General features: G+C 29.8%; 18 protein-coding genes. 17 read left to right on the top strand and 1 reads right to left on the bottom strand.

Going from position 1 to position 23400, the window contains the following annotated elements; translation table 11 throughout:
* Positions 1 to 103: 103 nt before the first annotated feature.
* From GXK56_RS06930 to GXK56_RS06945, 4 genes are all read left to right on the top strand, one after another.
* Complete coding sequence (locus GXK56_RS06930; protein WP_160686550.1) at positions 104 to 817, top strand: DUF2461 domain-containing protein; 714 nt, start codon at positions 104 to 106, stop codon at positions 815 to 817.
* Positions 818 to 915: 98 nt separating this feature from the next.
* A complete protein-coding gene (locus GXK56_RS06935; protein WP_160686552.1) occupies positions 916 to 1881 on the top strand; it encodes a response regulator transcription factor in 966 nt (321 codons plus the stop codon).
* A gap of 258 nt (positions 1882 to 2139) precedes the next feature.
* A complete protein-coding gene (locus GXK56_RS06940; protein WP_160686554.1) occupies positions 2140 to 3855 on the top strand; it encodes a methyl-accepting chemotaxis protein in 1716 nt (571 codons plus the stop codon).
* 166 nt (positions 3856 to 4021) lie between these two features.
* A complete protein-coding gene (locus GXK56_RS06945; RefSeq protein WP_160686556.1) occupies positions 4022 to 4333 on the top strand; it encodes a glutaredoxin in 312 nt (103 codons plus the stop codon).
* Between the two features lie 208 nt (positions 4334 to 4541).
* On the opposite strand, the gene thpR is transcribed toward GXK56_RS06945, so the two are convergent.
* Entirely contained in the window at positions 4542 to 5084 is a 543-nt protein-coding gene (thpR, locus tag GXK56_RS06950) for an RNA 2',3'-cyclic phosphodiesterase (RefSeq protein WP_160686558.1), read from the bottom strand.
* A gap of 352 nt (positions 5085 to 5436) precedes the next feature.
* Between thpR and GXK56_RS06955 the strand changes: the two genes are divergently transcribed.
* The 13 genes from GXK56_RS06955 (at position 5437) to GXK56_RS07015 (ending at position 23380) form a co-directional block, all read left to right on the top strand.
* On the top strand, positions 5437 to 6714 hold the full coding sequence (locus tag GXK56_RS06955) for a DUF4026 domain-containing protein (RefSeq protein WP_160686560.1): 1278 nt from the start codon (positions 5437 to 5439) through the stop codon (positions 6712 to 6714).
* Positions 6715 to 6866: 152 nt separating this feature from the next.
* On the top strand, positions 6867 to 9296 hold the full coding sequence (locus tag GXK56_RS06960; RefSeq protein WP_279283093.1) for a histidine kinase N-terminal 7TM domain-containing protein: 2430 nt from the start codon (positions 6867 to 6869) through the stop codon (positions 9294 to 9296).
* Between the two features lie 35 nt (positions 9297 to 9331).
* Positions 9332 to 10240, top strand: a complete 909-nt coding sequence (locus GXK56_RS06965; RefSeq protein WP_160686562.1) for a LysR family transcriptional regulator — start codon at positions 9332 to 9334, stop codon at positions 10238 to 10240.
* Between the two features lie 178 nt (positions 10241 to 10418).
* Positions 10419 to 11531 (top strand): 5-methyltetrahydropteroyltriglutamate--homocysteine S-methyltransferase, encoded by a 1113-nt coding sequence (locus tag GXK56_RS06970; protein ID WP_160686564.1) that lies wholly within the window; start codon positions 10419 to 10421, stop codon positions 11529 to 11531.
* 283 nt (positions 11532 to 11814) lie between these two features.
* Positions 11815 to 12681 carry a formate/nitrite transporter family protein gene (locus tag GXK56_RS06975; protein WP_160686566.1) on the top strand — a complete coding sequence of 289 codons (867 nt, stop codon included), beginning with the start codon at positions 11815 to 11817 and terminating at the stop codon, positions 12679 to 12681.
* Between the two features lie 334 nt (positions 12682 to 13015).
* Entirely contained in the window at positions 13016 to 14044 is a 1029-nt protein-coding gene (locus tag GXK56_RS06980; RefSeq protein WP_160686568.1) for an iron-siderophore ABC transporter substrate-binding protein, read from the top strand.
* Positions 14044 to 15042 (top strand): iron ABC transporter permease, encoded by a 999-nt coding sequence (locus GXK56_RS06985; RefSeq protein ID WP_160686570.1) that lies wholly within the window; start codon positions 14044 to 14046, stop codon positions 15040 to 15042. The genes GXK56_RS06980 and GXK56_RS06985 overlap by 1 nt, the downstream gene beginning before the upstream one ends.
* Positions 15039 to 16070, top strand: coding sequence for an iron chelate uptake ABC transporter family permease subunit (locus tag GXK56_RS06990; protein WP_160686572.1), 1032 nt, complete (start codon positions 15039 to 15041; stop codon positions 16068 to 16070). Before GXK56_RS06985 ends, GXK56_RS06990 begins: the two co-directional genes overlap by 4 nt.
* The gene (locus tag GXK56_RS06995; RefSeq protein WP_160686574.1) at positions 16070 to 16876 is read left to right on the top strand and encodes an ABC transporter ATP-binding protein; all 807 of its coding nucleotides are present in this window, start codon (positions 16070 to 16072) and stop codon (positions 16874 to 16876) included. The genes GXK56_RS06990 and GXK56_RS06995 overlap by 1 nt, the downstream gene beginning before the upstream one ends.
* 197 nt (positions 16877 to 17073) lie before the next feature.
* The gene (gene pepF, locus GXK56_RS07000) at positions 17074 to 18882 is read left to right on the top strand and encodes an oligoendopeptidase F (protein WP_160686576.1); all 1809 of its coding nucleotides are present in this window, start codon (positions 17074 to 17076) and stop codon (positions 18880 to 18882) included.
* A gap of 166 nt (positions 18883 to 19048) precedes the next feature.
* Positions 19049 to 19456: a MarR family transcriptional regulator gene (locus GXK56_RS07005; protein ID WP_160686578.1), complete on the top strand. Its 408-nt coding sequence runs from the start codon at positions 19049 to 19051 to the stop codon at positions 19454 to 19456.
* 25 nt (positions 19457 to 19481) lie between these two features.
* The gene (locus tag GXK56_RS07010) at positions 19482 to 21374 is read left to right on the top strand and encodes an FUSC family protein (protein ID WP_160686580.1); all 1893 of its coding nucleotides are present in this window, start codon (positions 19482 to 19484) and stop codon (positions 21372 to 21374) included.
* A 287-nt stretch (positions 21375 to 21661) separates the two neighbouring features.
* Positions 21662 to 23380 (top strand): SGNH/GDSL hydrolase family protein, encoded by a 1719-nt coding sequence (locus GXK56_RS07015; protein ID WP_160686582.1) that lies wholly within the window; start codon positions 21662 to 21664, stop codon positions 23378 to 23380.
* Positions 23381 to 23400 lie beyond the last annotated feature (20 nt).

The following is a 23400-nucleotide window of genomic DNA, read 5'->3' on the forward strand; positions in this document are numbered from 1 at the left end:
ATAAGGAAAAATTATTGGTAATAAGAATTAACTATATATTTCAGAGTTTATTAATTCATTTTATTTTAGAGTTAGAGGGATTTTAAGAATGGAGGACATTAACATGAGCAAAAATAATATCAGTAAATTTGAAGGATTTTCACCTGAAGCTTTAGCTTTTCTTAATGATGTAAGAGTAAATAACAGTAAGGAGTGGTTTGAAAGCCATAGAAATGAATATAACAAATATTTATTAGAACCATTTCAAAATTTAGTGATAGATTTAAGTGAGCAAATGCTTAGTATTGATAGTCATATTGATGTTACTCCTGTGATTAATAAAACAATATCAAGAATTTTTAGAGATATAAGATTTTCAAAGGATAAGTCTTTATATAGGAACACCATGTTCTTAACATTTAAAAGAGCAAAAAAAGAGTGGAGAGATGCTCCGGCATTTTTCTTTGAAATTTCTCCACAATCTTATCGATATGGGATGGGATATTATAGTGCATCTAAAGAGTCTATGGATGTATTTCGTAAAATGATAGATGACAATCAGAAATCTTTTGAAAAAACTATCTCATTTTTTGATAAACAAAATGTATTTACAATTGAGGGAGAAGAATATAAAAGAACTTTAGATCCTACTAAACCATCTAATATAAACAAATGGTATAACAGGAAAAGCATCCATTTGATTCATAACAGCGTTGAAGTTGAGAGACTTTTTACAAATGGTATATTAAAAGACTTAATAGCAGATTTTACTATGCTCAAACCTATTTATGATTATTTATGCAACGTAGAAGCTAGAAAAAATAAAGCAAATAATTAATTAAAGGATATTTTTTCTAATAGCAAGTAAAATCAAGCAACCACGTCTCTATGTATTTATAATAAATGTAGGGTGATTGAAACGAGGTGAATAGACAAATGTACGAGTGGCAGCAGCAAATTCAAAAAATTGTTGATGAAATTGATAAATGTATTAAAAATTATAATGATGAAGCTTTGACACTTTGTTTTCTTTCTCGCAGGTTAGGATATTCCGAATTTTATACAACGAGAAAATTCAAAGAAATATCGGGTATGCAATTTAGGGATTATCTGCGGCATAGAAAATTAGCCTTTGCTCTAAAAGAGGTTAGGGATAGTGAAAAAAGTCTTTTGGATATTGCTTTTGACTATGGATTTTCATCACATGAAGCTTTTACTAGAGCCTTTAAAGGAACATATGGTGTAACTCCAAGTGAATACAGAAAAAAGCCTAAGCCTGTCGTTCTTCGTACAAAAATAACTCCTTTCGACCGCTACATTTTAGGATTGGGAGAGATTGGTATGATTAAATCTACAGATGATGTTAAAATTTATTTTGTAACTATTCCAGCACATAAGTTTTTACACATTAAAAACTATGAGAGTAATGGGTATTGGGATTTTTGGCAAAAACAAAGTCTTATTCCAGGACAGGATTGTGAAACAATTTGCGGCTTACTTGATAGCATAAAGGGCAAATTGGATGACGATGGTGGAAGCGAAGTTAACAGCGGTAGTGGCCAGATTATGGGATACATTAGTGACCCAGACGGCAGACTCTGCGATTGGGGTATTCCACGTACAGAGTGTTATGGTGTACGTCTTCCTATTGATTATAAAGGCGAAGTGCCACCACAAATGCTTTTAATTGATGTTCCTGAAGCAGAGTATATTGTTTTTGAACATGGACCATTTGATTATGAGCAGGAAAATCGTAGTGTAGAGGAAAAGGTTGAAAAGGCAATGGCAACTTTTGATTTTGAAGGCACTGGTTACTGCTTTGATACTACCCCAGGTAGAATAATATACTTTTATCATAATCCAGAACGTTTTTTTAAATATATCAGACCAGTGAGAAAGTAAATAAAATCTACAATGAAACCTATGAGAATCTAAAGTTTGGATTTTCATGGGTTTATTTATATTGTAAAAAATTTTAAATGAAATATTTTAATAAACATAAAAAAATCCTTATAGAAAATAAAAAAATATATATATGAAAGAATTGCTGATTTTGTTGGAAAACAGTGAAAAACTGGATAATTGCTGATTTTTTTGCTAAAATAAAATTATGGTATAAAAATTTAATTTAGTATTATTGAAATTTTAGGAGGGGTTACTTTGAAGTGGTTTAATAACTTAAAAATGTCTAAAAAATTAATACCAGCGTTTGTTATTATAGCATTATTAATATTATTGGTTGGAGCGATTGGAATAAGAAATATGCAGATTCTCAAGAATAATACGAAGGAGATTTACAATGAAAATTTAGTATCAATTCAGAAAATCAATAAAGTTAAGCAGGATACTTTAGAAATAAGATATGATTTGTTGAAAATTTCAAATCAAGGAAATAAGGAAAATCAAAATCCTGGATTAGTAAAAGAAATTCAAGATTTTGCTGCAGATACAGATGCTATACTTAATGATTATGAAAAAAATTTATTAACAGAAGATCAAAAAGATACTTTTAAAGATATAAAAAGTAATTTAAATGAATTTAGATCTGTTTATGGTGATGTTATAAAGTTAGCAGATGAACAGGATTTTGAAAAATCTAAAAAAAGATTTACTGAAATAGCCACATCAAGAGCTAATTTATTTAAAGGCTTAGATACTTTAATTCAAGCTAATGATGAGAAAGCATCTAGTTCATATAAACAGGGTGCAAATATGTATACTTCTTCATTGTACATAATAATATTTGTTATAGTTTTAGGATTGGTACTAGCTATAGCACTTGGAACATTTATTTCAATTATTATAGCTAAACAATTAAATAAAGTTTTAAACTTTGCTGAAGCTATTGGAGAAGGAGATTTAACTCAAGAAATAGATTTAGACAGCAAAGATGAAATAGGAAGGCTTTCTAATGCGCTAAATAAAGCTGCTGAAAATATAAAAGAACTTATATCACAAATATTTAACGGTGCAGAAAAGATAAATTCTGCTAGTGGAGACTTGTCAGCAACTACAGAAGAAATATCATCAATGATGCATTCTTCTAGTGAAGCTACAGAAACAATTGCTAAAGGAGCTCAAGACTTGAGTGCTACAACACAAGAAGTTCAAGCATCCATGGATGAAATAGCAATGAATACAAGTAACTTAGAGCGTAAGGCTGAAGAATCTAAAATATCTGGTAATGATATAAATAAAAGAGCTATTGAAATAAAAGAAAAAGCTACAGCGAACATAAAACAAAATAATGAAATATATGAAGAAAAAAGACTTAATATTATAAAAGCTATTGAAGCTGGGAAGGTTGTTGAAGAAGTTAAATTAATGGCTGAATCTATAGGCAGTATATCTGAACAAACCAATCTTCTTGCATTAAATGCTGCTATAGAGGCTGCAAGAGCAGGAGAGCAAGGAAAAGGTTTTGCTGTAGTTGCTGAAGAGGTTAGACAATTAGCTGAACAATCTTCTGAAGCTGTAACTCAAATTCAAAATATGGTTACTCAAGTAAGAAGCGCTTTTGATGATTTATCTTCTAGCGGAGAAGATATATTAGACTACATGGTAAATAACGTTAAGCCAAGTTATAATTTGTTATTAGATACTGGTATACAATATGAAAAAGATGCTAAGTTTGTAAGTAATATGGCTATTGATATATTTGATACTGCTAAACAAATGAATGATACAGTAATGCAAGTGAATAAAGCTTTTGAAGCTGTTTCAGCTACAGCAGCAGATTCAGCTGCTAGTTCAGAAGAAGTATTAGCTAGTATTAGTGAAATTACAAAAGCAGTAACTGATGTTGCTAATTCTACCCAAAGTCAAGCTCAATTAGCTCAAGACCTTGATGAATTAGTGCAAAAATTTAAAATATAATAAGCAAATTCGCGAAAATCTAGATTTTGCGGGTTATTTATGTTTTAATTCATTTAAAAGATATTTGATTCTCCAGTATAATATAAAGAATTATTAATAACTATTGAATTAATTCTAATTTGATATAATATTAAGATATAAGTAGGTTAAAAAGGAGGATAATTAAATGAAAATAAAAATGTATGGAGCAGCAATTTGCCCAAGTTGTGTTGAAGCAAAGGCTATTTTAGAAGAACATAAAGATATAGAATTAGATTATAAAAATATTATCGAGAGTACTACAATGTTAAAGGAATTTTTATCTTATCGTGATAATGATGAAATGTTTGTTAATGTTATTAAAGAGGGCAGAATAGGAATTCCATTTTTTATTTTAGAAGATGGAACAAAAACATTAGACATATTTGATTATTTGGATATAGAAAAGCCTAAGAAGGTTGTAAATAGCTGCTCTATTGATGGTAGTGGTGATTGTTAATCTATATAAGGTTTAGTAATTAATACTTATATTTTACCATAAGTTCACCCGAATCCTAAAATTTGGATTCGGGTGAGCTTTTCAGTTTGTGACGATTTAAAATTAATAAGAAAAATAAATTTCTGCATAATATTCATGCTTTATATCTTTATTAAGTAATGCAAAAGAATACTGAATATTGGAGAATTGGTTTATTTTATAGTGGCAATTAGTTTAAATTAACCTTATAAATCGGTACACCATTTAATTTCCCATTTTCTTCTCTACTAGCCATTAAGCTTATTGACTTTACTGGAATTGAAATTCTCTCAAATTGAATTAAGTTGTTTATGTCTTGAGAATCTTCATGAAGTAATATTCTTCTACCTAAAGTTATGTGAGGCATAAATAGTTTATCGTAAAATGGTATCTTTGATTCTTTTAACTGATTGGAGATTTCTTTATGAAGTTCTGAAAGAACGTGGCTTTTTTCTATTCCAATCCATAAAATATTTGTTTTTTTCCTTTTAAAAATACCTAAGTCATTTACAAATAATTTAAAAGGACTAGTTTCTGAAATCACTTTATTCATCACTTCTTTTAGCTGAGAAATTTGCATATCATCAGCTTCGCCTATAAAACGAATTGTTAAATGAAAATTTTTCTTTTCTGTAAAGCTACCTTCTATGCAATAAGGTTTAATATATGAGGTTATTTGGGAAAAATAATTTTTAATGTCATCTTCAAAATCAATGGCAATATAGACTCTCAAAGTTTTCTCGTCCTTTCTTATAAACTGTAATAATTATAATTTATATTTAGAAAATAAGAAAGTTTACTTATTAATCCATTTGTAAGTTGTTTTAAATACATTGAAAACACATGTTTTTCTATAGTATTTAATTGAATATAGGCATTTTATTTAATTTTACAAAAATGCTAAAGCTGTTGAATAAATAACACTTTCAAAATATATGGTATATTGTAAAAGTTAGGATATGATAATATAATCAATCTAGTGAATTAATAAAAAACTCTTAATTATATCAATATAGTATAAAATAACATTTTATTGAATTATATTATGTTAAATTATAATTTAAATCATAACAGGGGGAGAGAAAATGTTTGGATTTAAGAAAAAAAGAGAACTTAAAAGTGGGACTATAAATAAGGAAACTTCATATATGATGGCAGTTCCTAAGAGTGAAGATGAAATTAAAAATCCTAAGGATGTTATTGATCGTTTAAAGGAAACTACTTTATTCAATTTTAAAGGCGCTGAAATGAAAGAGAACCTAATTATAAAAGTAGAATACAAAGGAGAGGAGTATGAAGTAGAATTAATTCCAGAGGATGTTGTGATAAACCAAATGTATACAATAAATCATCAGCTTACAGAAGAAAATTATAATGCTATGATGAATGCAGAATGCGGTTTAACTACAGCTATGGTATTTGGAGAATCGTCAATAGATTCATATCATTTACAACTTAAAATATTATATGTTACAGTTCCTAATATGGTTGCAATAGTTGATTTTTGTACAGAAAGAGTTTTATCTGGTGTGTGGGCTAAAATAACTGCAGAATCAAAAATACCTCCTTCTTACGACTATATATATTCTATACAAGCTATAAGTGATGAAGATGGAGGGGTATGGCTTCATACTCATGGACTTAATAGATGTGGTTCAATTGAGGTTGAAATTTTACAATCAAATAAGGACACTTATAAAAATCACTATTATATTTTGCAAACAATCGCTAAAAGAGTAATTTCAGATGGTGGATTTGTTGATGAAGAAGAGGCCTTTTGGATAGGACGAATGAATAACGGAGAGTCTTTAGTTGCAACTTGGATTAGTTGGACCATTGCTACAAGTTTATATAAAAATAAAGATATTCTTGGTGGAATTAAAGATAGAGTAGAAGGCCATAAATTTAATACAGGTGTTGTATATATATATTTATCAGAAGAAGATTATAAGAAGAGAAAATATACTCATGTATCAGCTGTTGATGAGGAAATTTCAGATAACTTATTGATGATGTTTACAACAGAAGAAACAATTCATATGAGCAGTCTTGCAAAAGAACGAATTAAATATTTTAGAGATGCAATAAATAATGCTGAAAATGAAATTCACGGATTGATGAAAATGGGATTATTAGTTGATGAAGAATACCAAAATGAAGAAAAAGACAATAGGGAGCATATTTGGTTTGAGGTTATTGAAATTAATGATACAAAAATAAGAGGAATCCTTACACAAGAACCTTATTATATTAAGAATTTAGAAGTTAATAGTGAAATGGAGTTAGCTATTGAAGATTTAACAGATTGGATATTATATACTCCTGATAATCAAATAACGCCTGATAGTGTATACCTATTATAAAAAAAATAAAGTACATTATTTTATGTGAAGGATTTTACATAAAATAATGTACTTTATTTATTAGTAATAGATTCATAAAGAACTTGTATATAAATTATGCTATATAGATTTACAAATAATATTTAGTATAATATACAGAGGGAGGGGATGTTTTGAACGTAAATTATTATTTTAGTATTGCACTTTTAGTATCAGCAATGGTGCTGATTTTTATAGGATATTTTTCATGGAAAAGAAATAAATTATATGCGTGTATGTCACTGCTTCCAGTAGCAATTTATGAATTCGGATATGCATTTGAAATATTAAGTACAAGCCTTGAAAAGGTGAAGATTTGGATAAAAATAGAGTATATTGGAATAGCATTTTTGCCTGTGGTTTGGTTAATGTTTGTACTTAATTTTAATGGATACGAAGAAAAAATGAAAAAGAATATGTTAAGGCTGCTTTATATTGTACCTGTTATTACATTAATAATGAATTACACAAATGATTTTCATCATTTGTTTTATAAGGATTTATACATGAATAATGATGGTATTTTTCCAATTGTAGAAATGATAAAAGGACCATTTTATTGGCTCAATGTTGTTTACACCTATACTCTTATGTTTGTAGGATTAATAATTTTTATTTTTGCTTACTTTAAATCAGTATCAATTGTTAGAAAACAGATATTGATATTAATAGTAGCTTGGGTAATTCCGTGGATTTCAGATATTATTTATATGTTGAAATTGACACCCTTTAATTTAGATTTATGTCCACTTGCATTTTCGTTTTCTGGAATAATATCCAGTTTTGCTATATTTAATTATAAGCTGTTAAAATTAACGCCAATTGCAATAGAAAAAGTTTTTTATAATATGTCAGATGGAGTTATAATACTTGATTCTGAAAATAATATAGTTAATTTTAATAATTCCTCCCAAAATATTATTTCTAAATTGAAAAATATAAAAGCAGGTGAGAAAAAAATAGACGAAGTATTAGAGGATTATAAAGAAGTATTAAAAGCTATAAATGATGATTTGTATAATGAGAGTTTGATAACAATAAAAAACAATGAACAATTGAGATATTTTAAAATAAATATAAACAATATATATAGAAATAAAAATGATGTTATTGGAAAAATAGTAATTTTAAATGATGTAACTGAAATTGAAATGCAGAGAAAAAAATTATCAGATAATTTGAAATTCCTAAAAACACTGATGGACACTATTCCTAATCCTATTTATTCAAAGGATGAAAAAGGAATATATAATCATTGTAATAATGCATTTACTGAATTTTTTAATATAAATAAAATGGACATTATAGGTAAAGATGCTAATGAAGTGTTTGGTGAGGATTTTGCAAAAATCCACAATGAATATGACAAAAGCTTAATTGAGAAAAAAGGAACTCAAGTTTATGAAGCAAAGATTATGAACAATGATAGTGCATATTATCATTTGAGTTTTAGTAAATCAGTTGTTGTAGATAATTATGAAAATAATAAAGGCTTAGTTGGTGTAATAACAGATATTACAGAAGAGAAAGAAAATAGAGAAAGAATAAATAAGCTACTTAAGTTAAAGGAATCAATGGTTAGAATTGGATATTCTATTAATGAATTAACTAATATTAATGATTTGCTTCAATTGATATTAGATGAAGTTATTAATTGCGTTGATGAGAGAAGTTGTGGTTCAGTATTACTTTTGGATGAAGATAAAACTTTAAAAATAGCTGCAGCTAAAGGATATCATTTAAATGAATCTAAAGGATTTTCAATTAAACTGAAGGAACATCAGTTTAGGTTTAATAATGGTGAGAAAATAAATGAAACAGTTATTTTTAACAATATTCATAAAATACAAGATATAAAAATGTTAGATACAATAGAAGGAAAAAAAATAAAATCGGCAATTAGTTCACCTATAATTATTGATGGTCAATTATATGGTTTTTTGAATATTGATAGTATTTATAATAATATCTTTAATGAAAGAGATATAGAATTAATGGAATATATGAGAAATCAAGTTTCGATTGCTATCACTAAACATAAACTTTATGAAGAAACGTTATATTTGTCTAGATACGACAAATTAACAAAAGTATATAATAGAAGTTATTTTGAACAATTGATTCATGATAATATTCATAATGCAAATGTTAATAAAAAAGAATTTTTTGTAGCAGCATTTGATTTGAATGATCTGAAATTTCTTAATGATAATTATGGCCATTTATATGGTGATAAATTAATTAAAACATTTGCTAAAGGTTTAAGTAGCTTAACTAGAAATGCTGATATCATAGGAAGATTTGGAGGAGATGAGTTTGTAGGTGTTTTTTATGATGTTGACTTTCAAAATTTAACTAACAAGTTTGAGGAATTGATTGAACATTTTAAGAATAATCCAATAATCTTTGAGAATAAAGAAATTGTTTGCAGTTATAGTTACGGAATAGTTAGCTTTCCAAAAGAAGGAATCAATTTCAATAAATTATTAAAGATTGCTGATGAACGTATGTATGAGTATAAACGCATAGTAAAAAGTAAAAAATGTGCCATTGTGCTAGAATAGCAGTATTGTATTAAATAATAAGGAGATAAATAACAATGACATTACAACAGTTAAAATATGTAGTGACAGTTGCTGATAAAGGAACCATTAGTGAGGCAGCGAAAGAATTATTCATTTCCCAACCAACAATTACTAATGCCATTAAAGATTTGGAAAAGGAAATGCAGATTACTATATTCAATAGAACTAATAAAGGAATTATAGTTTCAAATATAGGAAATGAATTTTTAGCTTATGCAAGGCAAGTGCTTGAACAGGCAAATTTATTAGAAGAGAAATTTTTGAATGTGAAGAAACAAAGTCCTAGATTTTCTGTGTCTACACAACACTATTCTTTTGCTGTAAATGCTTTTGTGGATGTTATTCGTGAATTTGGTGGAAATCAATATGATTTTACGCTTAGAGAAACTCAGACATATGAGATTATTGAAGATGTAAGCAGGCTGAAAAGTGAAATAGGAATTTTATATACTTCATCAAAAAATGAAGAAGTAATTAAAAAATTTATAAAGCAAAATAATCTGGAATTTGAAGAGCTATTTGTGGCTAAACCTCACGTGTTTATTAGCTCAAAGCATCCATTAGCTAAGAAAGATAAAATAGAATTAGAAGAGTTAGAGGATTATCCATATCTTTCATTTGAACAAGGGGAGTATAATTCCTTTTATTTTTCAGAGGAAATTCTTAGTACTCTTGATCGTAATAAAAATATTAAGGTAAGGGATAGAGCCACTTTATTTAATCTTGCAGTTGGGTTAAATGGGTATACTGTTAGTACGGGAGTAATTAGCAAGGAATTGAATGGAGAAAATATTATAGCAAAACCACTTATGGTAGAAGAATATATGCGCGTGGGAACAATCATACAAAGGGATATGCCCCTTAGCAGATATGGAAATGCTTATATGGAAGCATTAAAGAAGCATGTTCTTGAATATGTTTAGAAAGCGGTAACAGTCACCGGAATTTGATATAATATAAAGATGGAAATATGGATTGGATATAGTTAAAAACTATATCTAATCCATATTTTTTTGTATTTTTCAAGATACAAAAAGTGGTTTATACTATCATCATAATAGAAGTTTATTACAAATAATATAGATGGGGGAGATAAAGAATATGAAATATAATGCACCTTTTAAATATGATATAGTAGGAAGTTTTTTAAGACCTGAACATTTAAAACAAGCAAGAGAGCAATATGCAAGTGGAAAAATTTCAGCAGAAGAATTAAAAAAAGTTGAAGATAAAGCAATTACAGATTTAATAGTAAAGCAGAAAGCTGTTGGACTTCAGGTCATAACAGATGGAGAATTTAGAAGAAGTTCATGGCATCTTGATTTTATGTGGGCGTTTAAGGGAATTGGGCATGAAAAGACAAAAAAGGGAATTCCCTTTCATGGAGAACCTGCTTTAATTGATGATACTTTCCTTACTGGAAAAGTGTCTGTTGATAATCATCCATTTGTTGAACATTTTAAGTTTGTAAAGCAATTTGAAGATGAGAATACAGTTGCTCGTCAGACCATACCAGCGCCAGCACAATTTTTATTTCAGATGATTACACCAGATAATCAGGAAGGAACGAAATCAATTTATCCAAATGAAGAAGAGTTGATTCAAGATATTGTTACTGGGTATAAAAAGGTGATAGAAGATTTATATTCAGTAGGTTGTAGAAATATTCAATTTGATGATTGTACATGGGGAGTTTGTGTTGATCCAAATGCTTGTTTTATCTTTGGTACAGATGAAGAAGGGCTACAAAAAATTATTGAAAAATTAATTAGGATTAATAATCTTGCAATTGAAAATAAGCCAGAAGATTTAATAATCACTACTCATATTTGTCGTGGGAATTTTCATTCCACATGGGCTTGTCAAGGTGGCTATGACAGAGTAGCAAAAGATCTTTTTACAAATGAAAATGTAAATGCATTTTATTTGGAATTTGATGATGAACGTTCAGGAGATTTTAAATCACTTGAATATGTAAGTGAGGATAAGAAAGTTGTATTAGGGCTTATAACAACCAAATCACCAATGCTAGAAGACAAAAATTCTATAATAGAACGTATTCACGAAGCAGAAAAATATGTTCCACTAGACCGTTTATGTCTTAGTCCTCAGTGTGGCTTTGCATCTACAGAAGAAGGAAATAAGCTTACAGAAGAAGAGCAATGGGCAAAACTAAGATTGATAAGGGAAATTGTAAAAGAAGTATGGAAATAAAATATGAAGCTCATGAAAGTCTAAAACTTAGATTTCATGAGTTTTTTATATTTCTTTGAAGGAGAAAAAAATCAAAAGTTAGACTTATAATCATGAAGTTTTAATAAACCTTCTTGATTAGATATGAAAAATAAAGTATACTAAATAAAGAGAAAATGATAATTGTTATCATTGGAAAAATAGGTAAAATTAATTTCTAGGGTTAGTATTTTAATATAATGGAAGACTATTCATGAACATTATATTTAACTAAATAAAAAAATATAACTAAGGAGAATTACTAATGAATAAGCAAAATTATCTGACACCGCCAGAAATTACTGAAGTTACAATACAAAATGGAATTAAGAAATCTAAAATGACTAGAGTAAATATGCTTATACTTGGAATTTTAGCAGGTGTATTTATTGCTTTTGCAGCTGAGGGTTCCAATATGGCAGCTTTTAATTTACTTGCGAAGGCAGATACTTATGGATTAGGGAAAGTCCTTGCAGGTGCAGTTTTTGGGACAGGCCTTATGCTGGTTTTAATTGCTGGAGGAGAACTGTTTACTGGGAATACAATGATAATTGCAGGTGTATTAGATAAAAAAGTAAGTATAAAATCAATGTTAAGAAATTGGTTTTATGTCTATGTTGGAAATTTTATAGGTTCAATATTTATTGCATATATGATGAATCAATCAGGTCTTTTTCACAGTGGAGATAGCATGCTTGGTGCAGTAACAATAAAAATTGCAGCATATAAAGTTGGACTGACATTTACTCAAGCATTTTTTCTTGGTATTATGTGTAATTGGCTTGTATGTTTAGCTGTATGGATGGCATATGGTGCTAAGGATATGACTGGGAAAATATTTGCAATATTTTTTCCTATATGGCTTTTTATAACTTCAGGTTTTGAGCATTGTGTGGCAAATATGTATTATATTCCAGCAGGTATCATGGCTAAAAGTAATAAGGAGTTAACAGATGTAGCCGTCGTGCTAGGCGTAACACCGGAAAAATTGAACCATTTGAATTGGGAGACTTTTTTTACTGGAAATTTAATTCCTGTGACCCTTGGAAATATAATTGGAGGCGGTATTTTTGTTGGTGCAGTTTACTGGTATGTATATATTAAAAATAACAAATGCATAGAGAGAAAATAAATCTAAAAATTAAATAAGTATGCTATAATTTATATTCAGAGTATAACCCGCAAAAGTCGAAAGTATATATTTTAAGCGGGTTTTTACTTTATAAAAATACAGGAAATAATATTTATTATAATAAAATTTTTTGAGATTTTATTACATATTTGTGAAATAAGTCTGTTTTATAGTATGCAATATATAGAATTTCAAGATTATTTTCTTCTTTGTTGTGGTTGACAAATATTATTGATAACTATAAAATAATATTGCGTAATTGATAATTGTTTTCATTATCAATTTGAAAAATTGAAAGAAATAATTAAATTCAATAACAACTAGGAGGAAAATTATGAAATTAAAGAGAATAAGTACGATTATTATTGCTTGCGCTTTATTAATCACAGGATGCACTAGTCAAGCCGGAAAAAATCAAGATAAATCAACGACTGTGGAGCAAAGTGCATCAGTAACTTATCCAATGAAAATTAAACACGCCTATGGAGAAACTGTAATCGAAAAGCAACCACAAAAGATTGCTACAATTTCTTGGGGAAATCAAGATGTACCGTTAGCGTTGGGAATTATACCTGCAGGTGTATCTAAAGCAAATTATGGAAAATCAGATGAAAATGGTTTATTACCGTGGACAGCAGAAAAATATAAGGAATTAAAAGTTGAAAAACCTGTTACTTTTAATGATATAGATGGTTTAGATTATGAAGCTATTAGTAATTCTAAACCAGATATTATATTGGCTGCATATTCAGGAATCACTCAAGAGGAATATAATTTATTAAGTAAAATTGCTCCTGTAGTAGCATATCCTAAACTTCCATGGCAAACATATTGGAGAGATCAGATTACAATTAATGCCAATGCGATTGGTAAAAGAGATGAAGGAAATAAATTAGTTTCAGATTTAGAAAAGTTAATAGCAGAAAAAGCTAATGAATATCCTAAGCTTAAAGGGAAAAAAGCTGCGTTTTGTTACTTTAATCCAGCTGATTTTGGGAAATTTTACATATACCTTCCAACAGATCCTCGCGCAGCATATCTTACTGATTTAGGATTAGAATTACCTGAAAGTGTTAATAAACTTGCACAAACTTCAGATAGCTTTGCTCTTGAAATTAGTTCAGAAAATATTGATAAATTATCTGATATTGATGTTATTGTTACTTATGGAAATGATAAATTACTAAAACAATTGCAGTCAGATCCTTTATTAGGAACTGTTCCAGCAATAAAAAGAGGATCAGTTGGAATTATAGAAGAAGGTTCAGCACTTGCAGCCTCTTGTACTCCAAGTGCCTTATCAATTCCTGCAACAATAGATGAATATTTAAAGATAATTGGAGAGGCAGCAGACAAAATATAATGAGATTAAAAAGAACAATATTAATATATTTAGTAAGTATGTGTTTTCTTGGTATTTGTGTAATGGCATCATTTGCATGGGGATCTAAAAATTTAGAAGTTAGTCAAGTTGTAAGTGCTTTATTAAATAAAGGAGATATGTCTTTCTCTGCATTAGTGGTACGTGAACGTATTCCAAGAACTATTTTTAGCATTATGGCAGGAGCCTCTCTTGGAATATCGGGAGCCCTTATGCAATCTATTACTAGAAACCCTATAGCAGATCCAAGCATATTAGGAGTTAATACGGGTGCTTCTTTATTTGTTGTAATTGGAATAGCATTTTTTAATATAAATTCAGCTAATCAGTATATTTGGGTTGCTTTAGCTGGAGCCGCCTTAACATCTATATTTGTATATGGAATGGCCTCAATTGGAAATGGTGGTATAACTCCAATAAAGCTTGCATTAGCAGGTTCTGCCACAAGTGCAGTTTTATCCTCGTTAGTAAGTGCAATTATACTTCCAAGAAGTGAGGTTATGGATGCATATAGATTTTGGCAAGTTGGAAGTGTAAGCGGTGCAACTTGGGAAAGTATTAAGTTGATACTTCCATTTATTATAGTTGGATTAGTAATTAGTGTAGTTGTAGCACCTGCATTGGATGCTTTAGCATTAGGAGATGAAGTTGCAACTGGCTTAGGCGTTAATATAGGAGTTATTAGGATTATATGTGCAATTGCTGGAGTTGTATTATGTGGTGCAATTACTGCAATTGCAGGGCCTATAGGTTTTGTAGGGTTAATGATACCTCATAGTATGCGTCTTATTTTTGGCTCAAATTTGAGAGGGATGGTTCCGCTGTCTGCAATAGGAGGAGCAGTACTTCTAACAATTTCAGATGTTTTGGGAAGAGTAATCGGAAGTCCAGGCGAACTTCAAGTAGGAATTATTACTGCATTTATAGGAGCACCTATTCTTATTGTCATAGCTAGGAAAGCGAAGGTGAGGGCTATATGATGCAAACTTCTCATAGAATTATTAGGCAAGGTTATAAAAGAAGAAAAGTTCGTTTGTTTAGTGTAAATATAATATTAACTATATTAACGGTATTCCTTTGTGGAATAATGTTATTATATGGGAAAACAAATTATTCATTAGATACAGTTATAAGAGTTTTGAGTGGTGAAGAAATACAAGGAGCTTCATTTGCTATATCAACTCTCCGTCTCCCGAGAATGTTATGTGCATTATTAGTAGGATTAGCTTTTGGAATGGCTGGGAATACATTCCAAAATATGCTTAGAAATCCATTAGCAAGCCCTGATATTATAGGGATCAATTCAGGAGCAAGTGTGGCTGCGGTATTTTGTATATTAGTTCTTCATATGAGTGGTAGCAGTGTTTCTATAGCAGCAGTCATTTCTGGAATTTTGATTTCAATACTTATATATGCACTATCTAAAGGTTCAGGATTTTCAGGTGGTAGATTAATACTTATAGGAATTGGTATACAGGCGATGACAAATGCATTAATATCATTTTTTCTAGTTAAAGCATCACAAAATGATGCTTCAAATGCACTTAGATGGTTAAGTGGTAGTTTAAATGGTATGAGTATAGACGCTGTGCCGAAGTTACTTATTGTTGTAGCCATATTTGGGGCTATTATTCTAGGTTTAACACAGCAGCTTCAGGTATTAGAGCTAGGAGATGAGTTTGCTACAACGCTTGGTTTTAAAATAAAATTAATACGAATTATATTAATTTTAAGTTCAGTATTTTTGATCGCATTTGCAACCGCTGTTACAGGACCAATTGCTTTTGTTGCATTCTTATCTGGACCAATAGCATCTAGACTTGTTGGAAATGGAACTCAAAATATGTTTGCAGCAGGTTTAGTTGGAGCATTATTAGTAGTCGGAGGAGATCTTATTGGACAATTTGTATTTGGAACAAGATTTCCAGTAGGAGTAGTTACAGGAATTTTAGGAGCACCTTATATGATATTTTTACTAATATTTATTAACAGGAGGGGGCAGGCATAATGGAAAAAAAACAACAATTATTTGAAGGAAAAAGCATAGTAACTGGATATGATAAAAAAATTATTATTGATGGAATAGATATAACTATTCCAAGTAATAAAATCAGTGTAATTATAGGAGCCAATGCATGTGGAAAATCAACTTTGCTGAAAACTTTAGCTAGGCTTATTAAGCCAAATTCGGGAGAAGTTGTAATTGATGGTAAAAAAATCACCTCAATGCCATCTAAACAGCTAGCACAAATTTTAGGCTTGCTTCCTCAATCACCAATAGTTCCAGAAGGTATAACTGTTTGGGATTTAGTTTCAAGAGGTAGATTTCCTTATCAATCATTTCTAAAAAACATGAATCAAACTGATTTTGATGCTATAGAAGAAGCACTTGAAATAATGGGGATAACAGAACTTGCAAATCGTAGTGTAGATGAGCTCTCTGGAGGTCAGCGTCAAAGAGTTTGGATTGCTATGGCACTAGCTCAACAAACAGACATACTTCTTTTAGATGAACCAACAACCTATCTTGATATAGCGTATCAGGTAGAAATTCTTGATTTATTAACAGATTTAAACCGAAAAAGAGGAACTACTATTGTAATGGTACTTCATGATATTAATTTATCTGCTAGATATGCCGATTATATATTTGCACTTCGCAGTGGGGAATTAATTAATGAAGGTACACCAGCAGAGGTCATAACACCGGAGTTAATAGAAGAAGTATTTGGACTAGATTGTGTAGTAATAGAGGATCCAATATCATATTCACCATTTATAGTTCCAAGAGGAAGACATCATATCGGTATATAATACAATTTAAAATGTGAATTAAAATAAATTAAGTTTATAGGCCTCCTTAATGAAATTTTCATTAGGGAGGTATGTTTTTACCATAAGTGATATTTATTTCAAGGTAATAATATGCGTATAAATCAAGTGGACTAAAGAAACAAAAAGATATAAAATACAAGTTATAGTATATATATGTAAAATAGGAGGCTTGATGAATGGAAAAGGTTTTAAAGGAGAGAAAAGATGTAGATGAAGCCCTTACTTGGGATTTATCTGCAATTTATGCTACAGACGAAGAATTTCAAAGAGATGTAAAAGAAATGATAGAACTATCAATAAAAATAGAAAAAGATTATAAGGATAAATTAAATACTGCAAATAAGATTAATGAATGCTTAGATGAACTAAGAAAATTATATGAGATTAGAGATCTTACTAGCTATTATGTAGAACTTGCAGTTTCAGTAGATTATGCAAATAATGAAAATCAAGATAAATATTCTAAAATGGCTAATATAATATCTGAAATGGAGAGCAGATTAAGTTTTATAGAAAGTGAAATTATTCAAGCTGATGAGGAAGTTTTAGGTGCAGCAATAAGTGAGTCGAAAGAAAACAGTAATTATTTAAAGGATAAAAAAAGAGAAAAGAAGCATGCACTTCATCCAGAAGTGGAAAGAGTATTAGCAGCTTTATCTGGAACATTGGAAGGACCATATAAAATTTATGAGCAAGCTAAGCATGCAGATATGAATTTCAAGAGCTTTACTGTAGATGGAAAGGAATATCCTCTTGGTTATGCACTTTTTGAAAATGAATACGAATATGAATGTGATACAAATGTTCGTAGAGCAGCATTTAAAACATTTTCTAATAAATTAAAAGAATATGAATATACTACAGCTGCAGCGTATCAGCTTCAGGTTCAAAAGGAAAAAAGTTTGGCAACATTAAGAGGTTTTGACTCAGTTATAGATAGTTTATTGTTTCCTCAAAAGGTAGATAGGGAGTTATATAATAGACAAATAGATCTTATAATGGAAAAATTAGCACCTCATATGAGAAAGTATGCTAAACTTCTTAAGAAAATACACAAACTTGATGAAATGACTTTTGCAGACTTAAAAATAGCAGTTGACCCAGAGTATGATCCTAATGTAACTATAGAAGAATCTAAAAAGTATATTGAAGGAGCTTTGGCTATATTAGGTGATGATTACTTAGAAATGGTTAAGGCAGCTTATGATGAGAGATGGATTGATTTTGCACAAAATAAAGGCAAATCTACAGGAGGTTTCTGCGCAAGTCCTTATAGAAATCATTCCTTCATATTGTTATCTTGGAGTGAAAAGATGGCAGAGGTGTTTACTTTAGCTCATGAGCTTGGCCATGCAGGTCACTTTAAATTATGTAATGAAAGTCAAAATATATTTGATGTAAATGTATCTGGATACTTTGTTGAAGCACCATCTACCATAAATGAATTGCTTATGGCAAATTATCTTTTAAAGACAAATGAGGATAAAAGATTTAGAAGATGGGTTTTATCTTCAATGATTGGCCATACTTATTATCATAATTTTGTTACTCACCTTTTAGAAGCAGCATATCAAAGAGAAGTATACAAAATAATTGATGAAGGGGGAAGTGTTCAAGCTTCAACTCTAAGCCAAATAAAGAAAGATGTACTTGAAAAATTCTGGGGCGATAGTGTAAAGATAATTGAAGGTGCTGAATTAACCTGGATGAGACAGCCTCATTATTATATGGGTCTTTATTCTTACACTTATAGTGCAGGACTTACTATAGCAACTGAAGTCAGCAAGAGAATATTAGAAGAAGGAAAACCAGCAATAGAGGACTGGAGAGCAGTACTTTCAGCAGGTTCAACTAAAACACCAGTAGAGCTTGCTAAAATGGCAGGTGTAGATATAACTACAGATAAACCGCTTCTTGATACTATTGATTATATTGGTGGAATAATTGATGAGATAGTTAAGCTTACAGAAGAAATTGAAAATTAATCATAAAATTTAATTTAGAAACCTACAAAAATCTAAAAGTTGGATTTTTGTAGGTTGTTTTTTTAGAGATTTTTTTGTGACGGCAGTCACTATTTGATTATTATTATAATAAATGATATACTTACCTAAGTAATTATTACTTAAGTAAGTAATTGGAGGTAGAAAAATGATTTTATACGGTCATAATGTAAATCAATTAGCAAGGAGTTTTACAAAGAAATTAAATGAAAAGATTTCTCCTCTTGGTTTGTATTCATCACAGTGGGGAATAGTTTTATATTTACATAAAAAAGGACAATGTACACAGATTGAATTATGTAAATATCTTGGAGTAGAAGCACCAACTATAACTAGAACCTTAGCTAGAATGGAAGAAATGGATCTTGTAATTAGAACAGAGGGAAAAGATAAACGTGAAAAAAATATAAAGTTAACTGAAAAGGCTAATGAAGAGTTTCCTAAATGGTATGAAGCGGCTATAAGTGTAGAATTGGAATCTATATCTAACATTAGTGAAGAAGAAGTGAAAATTTTCAATAAGGTACTAGAAAAAATGATGATGAATTTAAATTAGACACAAGATAGAAGGAAGAAATAATATGAATATATCTATGATTAAACAAGCATTCAAATTAAATAAAAATCCTTTCCCTTGGGATAAGGCAATAAGTGCAGCTATATGTGGAGGATTTCCAGTCCTTCTTGGACTTTTATTAAATCAAGTACGTTTTGGGTTGTTAGGTGCCATAGGAGGATTTACTTATTTATATGTATTTAATGAGCCTTATGCACAACGTGTAAAGAAAATATTTTTTATTGCCATTGGCATTACTTTTTCAGTTACACTTGGAATTTTGGCAGCACCATATCCAGCACTTATAATTTTAATAGTTGGTTTAATGGGGATAATTGTAACTTTTATATTTGGTATGTTTAAGATACCAGGACCAGCAGCAGTATTTTTTGTATTAAGCTTTACAATGACAACTGGGATTAAGATTGAACAATCAGAAATACCAATATTTATTGGAGTAGTTTTTGCTGCCAGTATGTTTTCATGGATAGTCAGCATGGTTGGATATTTCTTTAACCCTCATGGACCTGAATTGAAAAAAATAAAAGGTTTATATTTAGCTTTGGCTGAATTTGCAGAAGCTGTGGGTAATGAAGATATTAGTAGTATTAGAAATCATACTGTTAATTCTTTAAAAGAATCAGAAGAAATTCTTACAATAGGTTATATCCCTTGGAAAGTTTCATTTTTCTTTAATCGATTAGTTCTTTTGAATAAACATGCTAATAAAATGTTTTTAGAAATGCTTGAGCTTCATTCAAATAGTAGTAACAAATTGCCTGAGGAATTACTTGAGATTATTAAAATATTATCTAAAGGTATTGATTTAAAGAATGGCGAGAGAATAACAATAAAAAAATCAAACAAAGAATTCGACGAAAAGTATAAAAAACTTTTAGAGATAATATTTGATATAGAAGCAATAATGAATTTACCCTTAGAATATATTGGTCGTGGTATAGAAATTTCAAAACCATCATTAAGCACAAAGCTTATTAGGGGAATTAATAAAGATTCAATAGTATTTTCTAATTCAATTAGATCTGGAATAGTACTTTCAATATCAGCATTAGTAGCATTTAACTTTCCTTTTACAAGACCATATTGGATTACTTTATCCTGTGCTGCTGTAATGTGTGGAGCAACGATTATGGCAACTTTTCATAGAGCAATTCAACGTTCAGTTGGAACAATTATTGGGATAGGTTTAGCTATAATTATTTTGAGTTTTGAGCCTAAGGGATTTATGGTAGTTGTAATCAATATGTGTTTAACAGCTTTGATTGAACTTGCCATTTCTAAAAATTATGCTCTTGCAGCCATATTCATTACTCCCAATTCTATACTTATAGCAGAAAATTCAACTAAAATTTATAATGTGGGATATTTTGCAACAGCTCGTATTACAGATATAATTGTTGGATCAGCAATAGGATTAATTGGTACATATATTATTGGGCGTAAATCAGCTTCAAGTAAATTACCAGATTTAATGGCTAAATTGTTAAGAAGTCATTCTAGAGTGTTAGTATTTCTTTCTTCAAATAATAATGAAAATGATACAAGCCTTATAAAAGAAAAAATGGAAATAGATTTTATGAATTTTAAAATGGCTTATAACACAGCATTAGGAGAAATTCCTAATAATGAAGAAATGCTTGAAAATATGTGGCCAGCATTTTACTCACTAGAACATGGTAGTTATTTACTTACTCAATATTGTACAGAAAAAGGGCATTTGAACTTATCAGACGAGGAACTATCACAAATGATACTTGTTTTTGAAAAAATGGCTAATGATATTGAACAAAAAAATGAAATACTGCCAAGAAAGATTCATGTTATAAACGAAATATCTGAATTTTGCGAAGAACTTAATATTCTTCAAGAAGCATTAAGTATCAAAAAAATTATATAAATAAATATGACTATTAAAAATAAAGCGTGTTAAAATCTAATAATATGATTTTAGCAGGCTATTTTTATTTATTATAGGCATGTAAAAAAATATAAGGTAGGGATAAAAATTAGCGCAACTACAATTTATGTCTATATTGTATCAATTTATTGCCAGTTTAATTCATTAAAGAGAGGTAATATATAATAGGAAAATCATAAATTACAAAAATACTAATAGGTATAAAGCTTAGAAAATTTGTATGAATGAAATTTAAATTAATAATACATAACTAGGAGGAAAAAAAGATGATTAATAATGCACAATCAGGACCTAAAGCACCTAAAGATCCACAAAAAAAGCGTAGTGGCTTTTATATAATGGTGGATAAAATTATAGAGGCAACTGCACGATTGGAAGGAAAACCTTCTCAAGAAGTATATTTAGATGAAGGTAGATTAGCTTTTAATGCCCAATTTGTAGGCGGCGTTGAAGATGAAAACATTCTGAATTTATTAAAGGACTGTGAAAGTGTTCACAAATTAGTTCATAGTATTGGAGTTTCTGTAAAAGCATCTGATGATGTAGGAGCAATTGACTTTGTATTTCATAACTACGGGAAAGTAGATAGATATGGAGGCGGGACACAAATTAAGGTACCTTGCACTAATGATGGAGCAGAATTAATTCTTAAGCTTGAGGATTATGAGTGGTCAAAAGATGATGATGTTGTTGGCAAAATGGCTTTTGAATTTGAAAAGCCAGCGTTAACAGCAGAGGTAACAGTTAAGGTTTATCTTAATGATGGATATGAGGTGCCAGAAATTGCAATAGATCCTCCAGTAGAATTTGAGAGTGATCAGTATAAGTCTATAATTTCAAAATCTCTTTTAAATAAAGGTAATAACAGAAGGCTTAAAGCTGCTATGGAGAAGGCTCAAAGAGGAGAAGATGTTACTATTGCTTATATTGGAGGTTCTATCACTCAAGGAGCTGGAGCTAAACCTATTAATACAGGATGCTATGCATATAAATCTTACTTGAAATTTAAAGAACTATTTGGAAAAGATGGTGGAGATAATGTTCATTATATTAAAGCTGGAGTGGGAGGAACACCTTCAGAACTTGGTATGATTCGATATGACAGAGATGTACTTAGAGATGGAGCGGTAAAACCTGATGTCGTAGTTGTTGAATTTGCAGTAAATGATGAAGGCGATGAAACAAAAGGTGTATGTTACGAAAGCTTAATTTTAAATATACTTTCGGCAGAAAATAAACCTGCAGTAATTTTATTATTCAGCGTATTTTTAAATGATTGGAATCTACAAGAAAGACTTTCACCAGTTGGAAGACTTTATGATTTACCTATGGTAAGTGTATCAGATGCTGTAGTCGATCAATTTAAATTAACAAGAGAAGAAGGAAATGTTATAACTAAAAGACAGTTTTTCTATGATATTTACCATCCTACAAATGATGGACATATAATAATGGGAGACTGTATTGGGTATTTATTTGAAGAAACAGCAAAAAATCCTTTGGATGAAAAGGACATATCCTTAGATAAAGAACCTGCTATAGGAAATTCCTTTGTAGGAGTACATCTAATTGATAAGAAGGATAATGCATGTGGGGCAGTAATCGAACAAGGAAGTTTTAAAGAAACAGATGAAGAACTTCAACTTGTTGAGATGGATGTTAATCCTCTTGGAACAGCACAATTCCCACATAATTGGATGCATACACCTGAATCAGGAGAAGAAAGCTTTCATATGACAGTTAGCAGTAAGAGTTTACTATTGGTATTTAAAGATTCAGGAAGAATGGATTTTGGTAAAGCAGAGGTTTATGTAGACGGAAAACTAGTTTTAACAGCAGATCCACGAGCAGTAGGCTGGACACATTGCAATGCAGTAATTTTGTATCAAGAAGAAATTAGCAGGGAACATAAGATAGAAATTAAGATGACAGAAGATAGCAAGGATAAATATTTTACTATCCTTGGATTCGGATATAACTGGTAAATCCACCCAGGGGTCAGACC

Source organism: Clostridium sp. C2-6-12 (assembly GCF_009928485.1).
Lineage (GTDB): Bacteria > Bacillota > Clostridia > Clostridiales > Clostridiaceae > Clostridium.

What these genes read in the sequence shown, in the direction of transcription:
- GXK56_RS06970 (WP_160686564.1), top strand. Translation starts at nt 10,419, where the DNA reads ATGAAATATAATGCACCTTTTAAATATGATATAGTAGGAAGTTTTTTA.
- GXK56_RS06955 (WP_160686560.1), top strand. Translation starts at nt 5,437, where the DNA reads ATGTTTGGATTTAAGAAAAAAAGAGAACTTAAAAGTGGGACTATAAAT.
- GXK56_RS06975 (WP_160686566.1), top strand. Translation starts at nt 11,815, where the DNA reads ATGAATAAGCAAAATTATCTGACACCGCCAGAAATTACTGAAGTTACA.
- GXK56_RS07005 (WP_160686578.1), top strand. Translation starts at nt 19,049, where the DNA reads ATGATTTTATACGGTCATAATGTAAATCAATTAGCAAGGAGTTTTACA.
- pepF (WP_160686576.1), top strand. Translation starts at nt 17,074, where the DNA reads ATGGAAAAGGTTTTAAAGGAGAGAAAAGATGTAGATGAAGCCCTTACT.
- GXK56_RS06945 (WP_160686556.1), top strand. Translation starts at nt 4,022, where the DNA reads ATGAAAATAAAAATGTATGGAGCAGCAATTTGCCCAAGTTGTGTTGAA.
- GXK56_RS06935 (WP_160686552.1), top strand. Translation starts at nt 916, where the DNA reads ATGTACGAGTGGCAGCAGCAAATTCAAAAAATTGTTGATGAAATTGAT.
- GXK56_RS07010 (WP_160686580.1), top strand. Translation starts at nt 19,482, where the DNA reads ATGAATATATCTATGATTAAACAAGCATTCAAATTAAATAAAAATCCT.
- GXK56_RS06930 (WP_160686550.1), top strand. Translation starts at nt 104, where the DNA reads ATGAGCAAAAATAATATCAGTAAATTTGAAGGATTTTCACCTGAAGCT.
- GXK56_RS06980 (WP_160686568.1), top strand. Translation starts at nt 13,016, where the DNA reads ATGAAATTAAAGAGAATAAGTACGATTATTATTGCTTGCGCTTTATTA.
- GXK56_RS07015 (WP_160686582.1), top strand. Translation starts at nt 21,662, where the DNA reads ATGATTAATAATGCACAATCAGGACCTAAAGCACCTAAAGATCCACAA.
- GXK56_RS06965 (WP_160686562.1), top strand. Translation starts at nt 9,332, where the DNA reads ATGACATTACAACAGTTAAAATATGTAGTGACAGTTGCTGATAAAGGA.
- GXK56_RS06995 (WP_160686574.1), top strand. Translation starts at nt 16,070, where the DNA reads ATGGAAAAAAAACAACAATTATTTGAAGGAAAAAGCATAGTAACTGGA.
- GXK56_RS06990 (WP_160686572.1), top strand. Translation starts at nt 15,039, where the DNA reads ATGATGCAAACTTCTCATAGAATTATTAGGCAAGGTTATAAAAGAAGA.
- GXK56_RS06985 (WP_160686570.1), top strand. Translation starts at nt 14,044, where the DNA reads ATGAGATTAAAAAGAACAATATTAATATATTTAGTAAGTATGTGTTTT.